Here is a 12651-nt window from a genome sequence, read left to right on the forward strand (position 1 = left end):
AGGGGGTCCCGTTTGCACGCCGATTGACAACGTTCGGCGGCTAGCCCGCGCGTTGCTCGGGTCACGACCCATTGATTTGAGGTAGCGATTATAATTCAGGCGACCACGAAGGAGCCTGAATTTGAGCGGTTTATTCTGATCGTAAGGTACGACAGGCGGCGCTACAAACGCCGCAACCGGATCGATATAGTGTTCGGGCATCTCAAGGACTGGACGCGCGTCGCCACACCCTAGGATCGATGTCCAAAAGCCTCCTTCTGCGCTGTCGCCCTCGTCGGGAACGTCATCTTCTGGCTCTGATCAATGAGTCCTCACCCTAGCGGGAGCTTTTTGGAGGAACGATTAGATCGCCGGCGTCCTGCTAGTGCATAAGCCGTGTCGGCCAGCGTAGTAAATTATCATTCCTCTCAATTCGAGCTGCATGCCACAGCGCGCCGAGCTCGAAATCGATCCAGTCGGCGGCGAACGGGTCGAGACCTGAGCCGGGATAGAGACAGAATTCCCCGAAATAGGGTCGCCCGCCGATGTCGTAGAAATCGATGCGCAGGAAGTCCTGGTCGCGGCCGAGCGCTGCGGCTGCATCGAGCATCGCGGCGAGCGACGGCGGGGGAGGCGGCCGGTCCGGTGCGGGCACCAGTTGCCGCCAATCGCGATCGTGCAGGATCCAGCGATGACGCTCGCCTCGGCCAAGATGCACCTGGACGTGTGTCGCCTCGCCGCCAAATACATAGATTTTGTAGTCGACCGGCAGCGGAAGCGCGCCCCCGAGAAGCGGTTCAGCAAGCATTCCGCGCGGAACGTCGCGATAGGCCCACTCGTCAAGCCAACGGCCATAGGGTCTGCTCAGCCAGCCCGTTGCGACGGACCGGACTTGCGACCATCGCGCAGGACCTGTGTCGGTCTCGAGCACGGCATATTGATTGCAGCCGTGGCGCGCCTTCACAATGGCCGGAAAGGGGAAGGGCGCCGCCTGGGGCAGTTCGGCACCCTCCCAGAGCGTTGGCACGGTCCAGTCACCGCCAAGACTTGCGGCGACCAGTCTTTTGGCGCCAACCTTGTCCATGAGCTGAGTGTGCAAAGCCGACCGGTCGCAGAGCTTGCGCCATTGGACCAGCTCGGTGAAGCGTTGCGGCGCATCGAGGTTCGGTAGTCGATGATGGCGCAAAGCATAAAGAAGTCCGATGCGTTGCCGAGCGAACGGAAGGCCAGGATCAGCCGTTATGGCGGACGGCGCAAATGTAAGAGCAGGCATCAGCGTTGCTCGATGGCGTATTGGATCGGTTTGAAGCTCCCGCCGCAGCTGTCATAGGCCGAGCAGGCGGTGAGGCCGATGATGAGATCCTCCAGTGCCTCGATGCGGATGAAATCGCCCGGCCGTGTGGGTGGCGGCATGACCTTGATCTTTCCCTCAGCTCCTACTGGTACATTCATGAAGAGGTTGAAGGCGACGGGAATGGCGTCGGGCTCAATGCCATGCGGTGCGAGCGCTTCGGCAAGATTGCCGAAGCAGCCCCGATGCACAGGCCGGTCGGGGTAGAAATGGCGGAAGGTCGCTTCGCTGCACGGCGTCAGCAGGAAATCGTGGCAGCCTACGCTGTCCTCGACGATCGCGAGCAGCGGTCGCGAACGGTTCGACCACAGCCGGTTGCCTGCCGTAAGCCGGATCGTCTCCTCATAATCGAATGTCCGGCCGTTCGAGAGTGCCTCGCGCGGGTCGGCCGCGGCGAAAGCCAGCAAATCACCGACCTGTCCGCCTTCGGGATCGACAACACGCAGAACCTCACCTTTGCGCAGGAGGAAGGCGGTGCCGCTGCGCGGTGGTATTGTCTCTGTCATGCGCTCGCTCGCGGATCGCGGAAGGGGCAGCGCCAATCGGGCTCAACCGCCCGCCCGCTATATTGGGCGGCTTCGCTCGTCTCGCCATGCTGGGCCAGCATCGGATTGGTGAATCCCGCGAACGTTTTGTCACGCGCCAGAATCCGCGCCCGCATAGGCTCATACCGGCCGTCGGCGCGCAGTCGCTCAAACTGGTCGTGCAGGTTGAAGATGAGGGCGGGGCGCTCGAAACGCCGCGCCGGCCGCGATGCGTGCGGATGCAGCCCCACCACGAAATAGGCTTCGCCGCCGAAGCTCAGCGAGAAATGGGGATTGTCCGGATCGGCGCAAACGCGCGGATCATAAGCCATGCCTTTCCAGGCGTCCTTGTCGGCGAGCGACTGGAGTCGCGCCCACAGCGCTGCCTCAAAGCCCACCTCGTCGAGATCGCCGGGCCCTTCGAATATCACGGCGAGACTCCGAAGGCCGCTCGGGTCGCTGCGATACGCCCTCGCCCAGTCGGCAAGCGCGCAGTGGATATCGAGATCGTTCCAGCCACTGGTCAGGTCGCGCGCGGCCAGAATTTTGAGATTTTGCCCCGCCATTGCCGACTTCGCCCCGACGCAGGGAAAGTCCGGCGCGGCGATGAAATCCGAGAGGCGATCGGCCAGTGTTGCGTGCAAATTTTGTCGGTCGCCGATGGTCATGGGCTGCAAACGGACGCGTCGCGAAAAGGCTCCGCTTGATCATTTCCAACGCCATCCTGGCCGAGGATCGAGAAAGCCGCCAGCCCGATGCCTCTGTGACCTGAATGCTTGCGCCGTACCTTCTCTGCGCTGTATGCGAAGCTATGGCATCGCCATGGCTTTCGAACTGGCTCCCCTGGGCCCTTCTCTCGGCTTGTTTCGCTGCGCTCACCGCCGTCTTCGCCAAGCTCGGGGTCGAGAAGATCGATCCAAATTATGCCACCTTCATCCGCACGCTGGTGATTGCGGTCTTTATCGCCGCGTTGCTGCTTGTAAGCGGCGGCTTCCAGTCGCCTGCGTCAGTGCCACGACACGCATGGCTTTTTCTTGTCCTCTCGGGGCTGGCGACCGGAGCCTCTTGGCTCTGCTACTTCCGGGCGATGAGCCTCGGCCAGGCGGCCGAAGTCGCGCCGGTCGAAAAAATCAGCGTCGTGCTTGTCGCCCTGTTCGGCGTGTGGTTTCTCGGCGAGCAGCTTTCGCTTCGCGCCTGGCTCGGCGTCGGCTTGATCACTGCAGGGGTCGTTCTGATCGCGTTCCGGCCCGCATGACCGGATGGGCGGTTGACGATGAGCGATTTCTGTATCCTGTGCGGGATTGCTCAATCAGCGGCGTCAACAGCCCAATGTCCAGACCGCCCGCCCCTGAAATACCGAATATTGTCGCGGCGTTAGTGATGGGCAGCAACGGACGAAGGAGTTATCGTTCGAGCATGACCAAGCGGTTCCGGATGTCATCGACCCTGTTGCTGTTCCTGCCGCTGGCAGCTTGCGCCCATTATGAACCGCGGCCCCTCGCGGCCGATCCGCTGAGTGCATCGGTATTGCAGGCACCGCTGAACGATATCGTGTCGCGCGACGCTGCGACCATCGCACGGCCCTATCTGAAACCCGTCGCGCTCGATCTGTCGGCGCCGCTCGATCCGAACGGCATCGCGATCCTTGCCGTTATCGCCAATCCCGATCTCAAGGCGCAGCGCGCGCGCGCCGGGGTAAGCGATGCGCAGGTCTTTGCCGCGGGGCTGCTTCCCGATCCCAGTTTCAGCTTTGGCGTCGATCATATTCTCTCAGGCCCCGACCCGCTCGACAATATCGCCGGCGCACTTGGTTTCAGCCTCAATGCGCTGCGCACCCAGAAGGTACAGCGCGCGCAGGCCGTCGCCGAGGCGCGGCAGATACGCCTCGATCTTGCCTGGGCCGAATGGCAGACCGCGTGCAACGCGCGCCTCCAAGCGGTGCGCGTACTAGCGCTCGAGCAGGCGCTCGCGAATGCCGCGACGAGCGCCGATGCCAGCGAGGCGCTCTTTGGCCGCTATCTGAAGGCGGCGGGGCGCGGCGACATCTCCCCCGATCAGGTTCAATCGTCGCGTATCGCTACGCTCGACGCCCAGAGCAATTTTCGCAGCGCGCAAACGAACCTTGCGACGGCGCGCTCCGAACTTCACCGCCTGCTCGGCCTGCCGCCGGGCTATCCGCTTCAGCTGGCGCCCGCGTCTCTCCCGGCCCCCGTTCCCGATGCCGACCGCCTCTTCGCAATCGCGCTGGCGGGCCGCGATGATCTTGCAGCGTTGCGCGCAGGCTATGACGCGCAAGAATCCGGCGTTCGCCGCGCGATCCTCGACCAGTTCCCGAACCTCGATCTCACGCTCAACGGTGCGCGCGATACCGGCGGCAACAAGCTGGTCGGACCCTCGATCGCCTTCACCCTGCCGCTGTGGAACCGCAACCGCGGCGGCATTGCGATCGCCGAAGCGACCCGCGAGGCGCTCCGCCAGGAATATGATGTGCGTCTGTTCCAGACCCGCGCCGATATCGCCGCCGCCGCATCGGGACTCGCGATCGCGCGTCAGCAATTTGCGCTGCTGCGCGACGGTATGCCGGCACTTGCAACCTTTGCGCTGGCAAGCCGCCGCGCGGCGCAGCGCGGCGATCTGGCACTCGCGACCGCCGAAGTCGCCGAGCAGAGTCTCCGCGACCGCCAATTGCTGCTCCTTCAATCCGAACAGGCGATCGCCGAACAGACCATCGCGCTCGAGCTGCTTGTCGGCGCCCCCCAGGAAGCTTGGACCCTATGATCATCCGCAAATTCCTTATCCTTCCGCTCACTTGCGGCCTTATGCTCAGCAGCTGCCAGTCCCCTGCCGACACCGCAGCGCCCGACCCGGTCGCGACGATCGATGTCGCTCTCGTGACCACAGGCAACATTGACGAGAAAATCACGCTTTACGGCGCCGCCGAGGCGAATGGCGCTGGCAAATATACGCTGTCGGCACCGATGGAAGCGCTAGTCCAAGCGGTCGACGCGCCCGTCGGAACTCAGGTGCGGCGCGGCCAGATATTGGTGCGCCTAAGCCCCAGCCCGACCGCGCGTCTCGATCTCGTCACGGCCTCGGCGAATGCCAGTGCCGCCGACTTGGCGCACGCGCGGGCGCGGCGGCTGCGCGCCGACGGGCTTGTCAGCGATGCCGATGTCGAGACCGCGCGCGCCGCCAAGCAGACGGCCGACGCGGCCCGCGCGAGCCTTGCCACCCGCAATGGCGCGCTGGTTCTCCGCGCGCCCGCGAGTGGCACCGTTGAAATCGTCGGTGCGAGTGCGGGCGAGCTCGTCGCTCCCGGCACGACGATCGTCTCGCTCGTCAAGGAGGGCGACCTGCGCGCGCGCTTCGGTGTCGATCCGGCGATCGCCCGGCGCATTCCCCAGGGCAGCTATGTCGAAATCACCGCCGCAGGCAGCAAAACGCCTTTCAACGTTCCGGTGCTGTCGGTCGATAGCGTCGTCGACCCGGTCACCAAATTGGCATCTGTCTATGTCCAGATCCCCGATGAAAGCGGGGTCGGCGCGGGTGAGAGCCTGACCGGCCGCGTGCTGCTCGGCAATATCCCCGGCGGCATGACCATCCCCTATGCCGCGCTGCTCGACGATGGCGGCCAGCCTTACGTCTTCGTCATCGCCCAGAACGTCGCCAAGCGGCGCGATATCGTCGCCGGTCCGCGCACCGGTGACCGGATCAGCGTTGCGTCAGGGCTGAAACCGGGCGAGCGTGTGGCGACGGCCGGCGTCACCGCGCTTGAGGATGGCATGAAGGTCCGCATTCAGAGCGCGAAGAAGTGACCGACATCATCAGCAAGCACGCTCGGTCGATCTGGCTTGCGGTGATCCTGCTCACGCTCGCTGGCGTCGTATCGGCAACGCGTGTCCCGGTCGGGCTTTTTCCCAATATCGATTATCCGCGCGTCGTGGTGTCGGTCGATGCTGGCGACCGCGATGCCGCGCAAATGGAAGCCGAGATCACCCGCCCGGTCGAGATCGGGCTGCGCGCCGTGCCGGGCGTGACCGGCGTACGCTCGGTCACGAGCCGGGGCAGCGCCGAGGTCGCGCTCAATTTCCAATGGGGCGACGATATGGTCGCCGCCGCCCAATCGACGCAGGGCGCGCTGGCGACATTGTTACCCACTCTCCCGGCGGGAACACGCTTCAACGTCCGCCGCTCCGACCCGACGATCTTTCCGGTAACGGGTTTTGCGCTGACGTCCGACAGCCTTGCGCCCGAGGCGCTGCGGACCCTCGCGGAACTCAAGATCCTGCCGGCGCTGACCTCGGTCGAAGGCGTTGCCGGCGTCGATATCCTGGGAAGCAGCCCCCGCGAGTTCGCGGTCGATGTCGATCCGTCGCGGCTGCAATCGCTCGGCATCAGCCTGAGCGATGTCGTGGCGACGCTTGGCAAGGCCAATATGGTGCAGGGACTTGGCAAGATCGAAGACCGGCATCGTCTCTATCTCGTCCTGCTCGAAAACCGCGTCGCGGACGCAAGCGATCTCGCCGCGGTCCCTGTTAAGGCGGCAGCCGGCGGTTCCGGTGTTGTCACCTTGGGGCAGATCGCGACGATCACGCCCTCGACGGCGCCCGCGTTCAGCCGCGTGACATCGGACGGCAAGCAGGCGGTGCTGGTCAACGTCCGTCAGGCGCTCAAGGGTGACACGGTCGCGATCGTCAAGGCGGTCGACGCGCGCCTCGCCGAGCTCCATCTGCCGCCATCGGTCAAGGTCACGACCTTCTATGACCAGTCCGAGCTGGTCGTCGGCGCGGCCAATGCTGTGCGCGATGCAATCCTCATGGGAGCGGTTCTTGCCGGAATTGTGCTCTTCGTCTTCCTGCGCTCGGGGCGCCTGATGGTCATCACCGGCCTGATGCTCCCCGCCGTGCTTGCGGCAACCTGCCTGCTGCTGTTCGCGCTGGGCATGAGTTTCAACATGATGACGCTGGGCGGCATGGCCGCTGCCGTCGGGCTGGTCGTCGATGATGCGGTGGTGATGCTCGAACATATGATGCGGCGAATGCAGGAGCAGCGTCTGAGCGAACCCCATTCGCTACTCGGCGCCGCGGCCGAAATGGGGATGCCTCTGCTTGGCTCGACGATGGCGACCATTGTCGTTTTCCTGCCGCTCGCGTTCATCAGCGGAGTGACCGGCGGCTTCTTCAAGGCCCTTGCGGTCACCATGGTCGCGGCCCTGCTCATCTCCTTGCTATTCGCTCGCTTCGTCATCCCCCTCGTCGCCGCTCATTGGCTGCGCGACAAGGATGCCGAGTCCGCCGACCGCGCCAATGCCATTCTCGATCCCCTGCTCGATCGCTACGGCCGGGCAAGCGGGCGCGCTTTCCGCCGGCCCGTCCTGTTCGCGGCCATCGTCGCGGCGCTGCTCGCGGTCAGCGGCTATGTCGCATGGCGAAACGTCCCCTCGGGTTTCATGCCGAAGATGGACGAAGGCGGTTTCGTCCTCGACTATAAAGCGCAATCGGGCGCATCGCTCGAAGACACCGATGCGCTATTGCGGCGTGTCGAGACGATCATCAGTGCAACGCCCGAGGTCGCGAGCTATTCGCGGCGAACCGGGGTGCAACTCGGCGGCGGCCTGACCGAGGCTGATGAGGGCGACTATTTCATCCGGCTGAAAGGCGGCTCGCGGCGGAGCATCGAAGCGGTGATGACCGGCATGCGCGAAAAGATCGCCGCCGAGGTGCCAGGACTCGAAGTCGAGCTGATCCAACTGATGGAAGATCTGATCGGCGATCTGACGGCGGTCCCGCAGCCGATCGAGGTGAAGTTGTTCGGCGACGATACGGCGGCGCTTGAAGCGTCGGCAAAGAAGATCGGCGAGCGGATCGGCAAGATATCGGGCGTTGTCGAAGTGATCGACGGCCTGCGCGTCGCCGGTGACGCGATCAGTATCGCGGTCGATCCCGGCGCGGCGGCGCAATATGGGCTCGATCCCGACAGTATCGCCGCGCAGCTCGAAACCGCGATCGGCGGCACCGCCGCGACGCAGGTGCGCATCGGCGCACAGCTAATCGACGTGCGCGTGCGCGCGCCGCAGGACCTGCGAAGTGACGTTGCGCGGATTGAAAATCTCCCGCTCATCGCACCCGGAGGGAGCAGTGTGCGTTTGGCGGCGGTCGCAACAGTGTCGATCCAGAGCGGGCAAAAGCAGCTCACGCGCGAAAATCTTGCGCCTTTTATTGCCGTCACCGCACGGCTTGAGGGCCGCGACCTTGGCTCGGCGATGACCGAAATCAAAGGCGCGGTCACCGGGCTCAAGCTCCCCACCTCGGTTCGCGTCGATTATGGCGGGCTATACGCCGAGCAGCAGAAGAGTTTTACCGATCTGTCGCTGGTGTTCGGTGCCGCGCTGCTGCTCAGCGCGCTGCTGATCACCCTCCTGTTCGAACGCGCCGGGTGGACCGTCGCCGCGATCTCGACGGTGCTGCTCACCGCGGCTGCGGTGATGATCGGGCTGTGGATTATGGGCATCGAGCTCAATATCTCAGCGCTCATGGGATTGACGATGGTCGTCGGCATGGTCGCCGAACTCGTGATCTTCTTCCTCGCCGAGATGGAGCGCGACAAGCCGGTCACCGCGGCGGCGCTGCTCGAAGCTGGCAAGAAGAGATTGCGCCCGATCCTGATGTCGGCGCTTATTGCAGTGCTGACGCTGGCGCCGCTCGCGCTCGGGATCAGTCGCGGCGCCGGCCTCCAGCAGCCGCTCGCTACCGCGATCATCTTCGGTCTGATTGCTGCGGTGCCGCTGGTGCTCTTTTTCCTGCCGGCGGTTATGCTGGCGCTGGCGCCGCGCGAGCCGGCACCTGCGGATTAAGGGACACGCCAGCTCGGATCAGATGATCGCGCGGCGTCGAGGGGTGTGGGGGATGAGCGCCTGCGTCAAGCGGTAGGTCACGCGATAGCCGACGTGGTCCGACAGCATCGTTCCGTCGCGCTCGCGCCCGAACGGCACCGCCATTGCGATCGCTTGAATCGAGGCGCGATAGCCAGGCGAAAAGAACTGCCAATCGCGGCCCTTCTGGAACACTGTGGCGGCGATGGCCGGGACGGCGCGCCCGCAAGGCGCGCCCGACTTGAGGCAGTGCTGCAGCGCATTATCGATGGGCAGGCGGCGCTTGGTGGTCCAGTTCGCCGCGCTGTGGGCTGTCAGGAACGAGCGCCGCTCGGCCGAGCTGGCGTTGAAATCGCCGGCCAATATGACAGGCAGATCGGGATTACGGTAGCGGGCGAGGAAAGCGTCTATAAACTCGACTTGCCGCCGATAGGCGAAAAGCGAACGCGTCTGGCTGACGCCCGAGGATTTTTTGCTGTTCATATGGGTGGTGACCACCGTCACCGGCGTCGCGTTGCCCGGCACCTTGATCGTCACCATCAACAGACCCTTGTTGGCGAGACAATCATAGCCTGCACAGGCAAAGGCGGGGAAAGCCTCACGATGAACTGACAGGATCGGATAGTCCGACGCCAGGACCAATCCCGAGCCGACCTGCTTGCCCGATCGCTCGCCCTTGAAGAAGCTCGCGCCATCGATGAAGGGGCGATCGCTGGCGCGCGGTGCGACTGGGCTCTGGAGATCGCGGGACGGGCCCTCGACAATATAGCGATAGCCGCTGCGCCGCGCTATAGCTTTGGCAGGAGAGGTGAACGCTTCCTGCAGGATGATCACATGCGGCTGCGCGTGCCGGGCGCGCATCGCGAGCAGCCGTGCCTCGATCCGCGTGAAGTCTGCCGTGCGATCGGAGGTGATCGGCCAGGGCAGGCCTTTCACATTATAGGCCATGATCGAGAGTGCGGTCGCTGCGGGAGTTGCCGCGCGGCGCGGCGCGGTCGCTGCGGCTGCGTGCGGGACGACCGCGCCGAGCAGTAGCGGCGCCATTGCCATCAACCCGTGCAGGCGCACCATATTCGTCTCCATCCAGGTCACTCCTTCCGCATCAAGAATTGCTGGTTGACGCCGCGGGAGGCGGCGATCCGCACTTTGCGCGGTCGGTGCGGAAATCGCGGCGCCACGGCGTCAGACTTCCCGGATGCCTGGCTGGCAGGCGGATGAGCTTATCCAGGGGATATGCGATGACGGCGATTGCGACCCGTGCTGCAGCGATTGTGGCGCTGCTGTTTCCCTTTGCTTCGCTGGCACAGGAGGCGTCGCCAAGCGTAGCAGTGACCCATGCCGCGCTCACCGCCACCGAGCGGTCGGCCGGCAGGACGCCAGCCCTCATACTGCCGGCCCCCGCCTCGTCGTCTTCGATACCCGTCGGCTTAGGCGTGCCAGCCGTCGATATGGCAGCGCTCGGGTCAGTGAAGCACCGATCTGCCGGCACCGAGTGGCCGGGCGGGGGCTTCAAGCTGACGGCAATGCGCGGCCGGTCGGTGCCCGCGAACTCCGCCGCGCAGACTTTCGAATATCGGCGTTTCGGGTTGATGGCGCTTGGCTTGGGTGCGACCCAAGAGGTCTCGGCGCGTGACTTGCTAACGCTGGGCGCGACTTATGCGGTCGAGCGCCGGCGCGCGGCCTTCATCGTCGCGCCGCGCAGAAATTATCGCACCGATGAGCGCGCCGTCGCGTTTCACTGGATCCGCGACGATCGCTTCGACGTCGGAGCCACCCTGTTCGACACTGGTCCGGCAAAACGTCGAAGCCCGGTCGAGCGCATCGCCGAACTCGCCGGCGGCGCGCCCCGTGCGGTGCGAGGTTGGGGGCTGATCGCAAGCGTACATCCTGCCGGCGACCCCGAACGCCTGTCGGTCGGCATCGATTTTCGCGCGCAGCAGGACCGCGACATTCAGCACAAGGACGCGCGCGTCCAGATTTTCCTGAGGCAGAAATTTTGACCATGACCAAGGCCCGCCACATCGCGATCATCCTCCACGATTTCTCGACCGGCGGAAGCGAACGCATTGCCATTCGCCTGGCGAACCGCTGGGCCGAGATGGGCCGCCGGGTCACGATCATCTGCGGCACCGAGAAGGGCGCGGCCCGCGCGTTGGTCGGGGCAGGGGTCGCCGTCAGACCCTGTTCGCCCGAGACGATACGTAGCCCCTGGTCGCGGGCGCAACTCGGCTGGCGCATGGCGCGGCTCGTCCGAGCCGAAGCACCCGACATCATTTTCTCGCCGGGTAATTTCCACCTCATCATTCTCGCCTTCCTCGCCCGCCAGCGCTTCGCGAAACGGCCGGTTTTCGTCAGCAAACTCAGCAATCCGATTCGCCGGGGCGGATTCCGGCGCCTCGTAAGCGGGCTCGCCGACGCCGCAATCCGGCTCGCTGCAGCGTCGACGGATGTGCTGGTGGCGATGTCGCCATCGTTGCTCGCGGAGGCGCGGTCGGTGTTTCCCCGCCACAGGCTTGCTGAAATTGCCGAGCCTATCCTTGAAGATCAGTTGATGGAGCCGCACAGTCGGGCAAGCTATGAGCCCGCGCCGCTCATTCTATGCGCTGCGCGCCTCGCGCCGCAAAAGGATCTGCTAACGGCGATCCGGGCCTTTGCCGAACTGCCTCCAGCCCTGAAAGCGCGGCTGCTCATTCTTGGTGAGGGGCCTTTGCGCGGCCGGCTCGAACGTGAGGCGCAGGTTCTGGGTGTTGCCTCGCGTGTCCAGATGCCCGGCCATGTGCCCGACATCACGCCCTATCTGGCGAAGGCCCATCTCTATTTAATGAGCTCGCACTATGAAGGCTATCCTGCCGTTCTCGTCGAGGCGATTGCAGCTGGCGTGCCGATCGTCACAACCGATTGTTCGCTCGCTTTGCCCGAAATCTTTCGCTCGCCCGAGCTGGGGGCGGTTGTCCGCCAGCGTCAACCCGAAGCGATTGCCGCAGCGATCGTTGCGCGCCTGCGCCGATCTCCCCCGTCGCCCGGGGCTGCCCGCGAGGTGACCGATCGGCATAGGCTGGGTGCCTCGGCTGCGGACTATTTGGCGCTCTTCGACCGGCTCGCCGCATGAGCGTGCCGCGCCGCCTGCTGGCCTCGATCCATGACGTCGCGCCGGTCCACGCAGCGCGCCTTGACCGGCTCGTACCGCTTGTCGAGGAGGCAGTAGGGCCGGGACGCTATGCTTTGCTCGTCGTTCCCGATTTCCACCGGCAAGGCTTGCTGACCGCCGACCCGCGGTTCGGGCGGCGCTTGCGCGACTGGTCGGATGCGGGGTGCGAGATCTTCCTGCATGGCTTCACCCATCTCGACGAGAGTGAGCATGTCGGCGCCACCGCGCGGTGGAAGGCAACGCGCATGACCGCGGGCGAAGGAGAGTTTCTGGGACTGTCGACCCGCGATGCCGAGGCAAGGATCGCCGAGGGGCGCGACATGATCGAGCAGCTCATAGGACGGCCTGTTGCGGGGTTCGTCGCGCCCGCCTGGCTTTACGGCGAGGACAGCATTGCTGCTCTCGCGGCGCAGAACATCCGGATGATCGAGGATCATTTTCGTGTCTGGAACCCGCAGAACTCGGCCGTTCTCGCAACGGGCCCCGTGGTCACTTATGCCAGCCGTTCGCCTGCTCGCATCGCGAGTTCGATTCTCTGGTCCCGCCTCGCGACGAAATTGCTGGCGCGGGCGCGCACCGTCCGCCTCGCGGTCCATCCGCACGATGTCGATTCGCCGCGTCTCATGCGCGAAATTACGAGGGCGCTCGCCGCCTTCGCGCTTTCGCATCGGCCGTCCGCCTACCGCGATCTGGTGCCCAGCTGATTTTCAAAATTCCGGATGCGGATTTTGCGCACGCTTGGCGTCACTCCCCCAGGAACCGCTGCCAAAAGGTGATT

General features: G+C 64.8%; 11 protein-coding genes. 7 read left to right on the top strand and 4 right to left on the bottom strand.

All coding sequences use genetic code 11. The annotated features are described in order from the left end of the window. Positions 1 to 361 precede the first annotated feature (361 nt). The 3 genes from QOL79_RS17995 to gntA are packed head-to-tail and all read right to left on the bottom strand — an operon-like array spanning position 362 to position 2522. Entirely contained in the window at positions 362 to 1252 is an 891-nt protein-coding gene (locus tag QOL79_RS17995; protein ID WP_216313940.1) for an ATP-grasp fold amidoligase family protein, read from the bottom strand. Continuing rightward, entirely contained in the window at positions 1252 to 1836 is a 585-nt protein-coding gene (locus tag QOL79_RS18000; RefSeq protein WP_216313938.1) for a DUF1989 domain-containing protein, read from the bottom strand. Before QOL79_RS18000 ends, QOL79_RS17995 begins: the two co-directional genes overlap by 1 nt. Continuing rightward, a complete protein-coding gene (gntA, locus tag QOL79_RS18005) occupies positions 1833 to 2522 on the bottom strand; it encodes a guanitoxin biosynthesis heme-dependent pre-guanitoxin N-hydroxylase GntA (RefSeq protein ID WP_216313936.1) in 690 nt (229 codons plus the stop codon). The genes QOL79_RS18000 and gntA overlap by 4 nt, the downstream gene beginning before the upstream one ends. 143 nt (positions 2523 to 2665) lie before the next feature. Between gntA and QOL79_RS18010 the strand changes: the two genes are divergently transcribed. The 4 genes from QOL79_RS18010 (at position 2666) to QOL79_RS18025 (ending at position 8707) form a co-directional block, all read left to right on the top strand. Further along, entirely contained in the window at positions 2666 to 3109 is a 444-nt protein-coding gene (locus QOL79_RS18010) for an EamA family transporter (protein ID WP_058455281.1), read from the top strand. Between the two features lie 161 nt (positions 3110 to 3270). After that, positions 3271 to 4632 carry a TolC family protein gene (locus QOL79_RS18015; RefSeq protein WP_231729126.1) on the top strand — a complete coding sequence of 454 codons (1362 nt, stop codon included), beginning with the start codon at positions 3271 to 3273 and terminating at the stop codon, positions 4630 to 4632. Further along, the gene (locus QOL79_RS18020; RefSeq protein ID WP_058455280.1) at positions 4629 to 5669 is read left to right on the top strand and encodes an efflux RND transporter periplasmic adaptor subunit; all 1041 of its coding nucleotides are present in this window, start codon (positions 4629 to 4631) and stop codon (positions 5667 to 5669) included. Before QOL79_RS18015 ends, QOL79_RS18020 begins: the two co-directional genes overlap by 4 nt. Further along, on the top strand, positions 5666 to 8707 hold the full coding sequence (locus QOL79_RS18025) for an efflux RND transporter permease subunit (RefSeq protein WP_156416564.1): 3042 nt from the start codon (positions 5666 to 5668) through the stop codon (positions 8705 to 8707). Before QOL79_RS18020 ends, QOL79_RS18025 begins: the two co-directional genes overlap by 4 nt. A gap of 18 nt (positions 8708 to 8725) precedes the next feature. On the opposite strand, the gene QOL79_RS18030 is transcribed toward QOL79_RS18025, so the two are convergent. Further along, the gene (locus QOL79_RS18030; protein ID WP_058455279.1) at positions 8726 to 9808 is read right to left on the bottom strand and encodes an endonuclease/exonuclease/phosphatase family protein; all 1083 of its coding nucleotides are present in this window, start codon (positions 9806 to 9808) and stop codon (positions 8726 to 8728) included. 155 nt (positions 9809 to 9963) lie between these two features. Here QOL79_RS18030 and QOL79_RS18035 point away from each other — a divergent pair, with 155 nt between their 5' ends. Genes QOL79_RS18035 through QOL79_RS18045 form a run of 3 tightly spaced genes read left to right on the top strand, consistent with a single transcriptional unit; the run spans position 9964 to position 12577 of the window. Further along, complete coding sequence (locus QOL79_RS18035; protein WP_058455278.1) at positions 9964 to 10725, top strand: hypothetical protein; 762 nt, start codon at positions 9964 to 9966, stop codon at positions 10723 to 10725. Between the two features lie 2 nt (positions 10726 to 10727). Beyond that, on the top strand, positions 10728 to 11834 hold the full coding sequence (locus QOL79_RS18040; RefSeq protein WP_058455277.1) for a glycosyltransferase: 1107 nt from the start codon (positions 10728 to 10730) through the stop codon (positions 11832 to 11834). After that, positions 11831 to 12577, top strand: coding sequence for a DUF2334 domain-containing protein (locus QOL79_RS18045; RefSeq protein ID WP_216313934.1), 747 nt, complete (start codon positions 11831 to 11833; stop codon positions 12575 to 12577). The genes QOL79_RS18040 and QOL79_RS18045 overlap by 4 nt, the downstream gene beginning before the upstream one ends. Positions 12578 to 12651: the final 74 nt, after the last annotated feature.

Source organism: Sphingopyxis sp. Geo48, assembly GCF_949769155.1.
Lineage (GTDB): Bacteria > Pseudomonadota > Alphaproteobacteria > Sphingomonadales > Sphingomonadaceae > Sphingopyxis.

Coding starts and splice junctions, on each gene's coding strand:
- QOL79_RS17995 (WP_216313940.1), bottom strand. CDS start 1,252: ATGCCTGCTCTTACATTTGCGCCGTCCGCCATAACGGCTGATCCTGGC.
- QOL79_RS18010 (WP_058455281.1), top strand. CDS start 2,666: ATGGCATCGCCATGGCTTTCGAACTGGCTCCCCTGGGCCCTTCTCTCG.
- QOL79_RS18045 (WP_216313934.1), top strand. CDS start 11,831: ATGAGCGTGCCGCGCCGCCTGCTGGCCTCGATCCATGACGTCGCGCCG.
- QOL79_RS18040 (WP_058455277.1), top strand. CDS start 10,728: ATGACCAAGGCCCGCCACATCGCGATCATCCTCCACGATTTCTCGACC.
- gntA (WP_216313936.1), bottom strand. CDS start 2,522: ATGACCATCGGCGACCGACAAAATTTGCACGCAACACTGGCCGATCGC.
- QOL79_RS18015 (WP_231729126.1), top strand. CDS start 3,271: ATGACCAAGCGGTTCCGGATGTCATCGACCCTGTTGCTGTTCCTGCCG.
- QOL79_RS18030 (WP_058455279.1), bottom strand. CDS start 9,808: ATGGAGACGAATATGGTGCGCCTGCACGGGTTGATGGCAATGGCGCCG.
- QOL79_RS18000 (WP_216313938.1), bottom strand. CDS start 1,836: ATGACAGAGACAATACCACCGCGCAGCGGCACCGCCTTCCTCCTGCGC.
- QOL79_RS18035 (WP_058455278.1), top strand. CDS start 9,964: ATGACGGCGATTGCGACCCGTGCTGCAGCGATTGTGGCGCTGCTGTTT.
- QOL79_RS18020 (WP_058455280.1), top strand. CDS start 4,629: ATGATCATCCGCAAATTCCTTATCCTTCCGCTCACTTGCGGCCTTATG.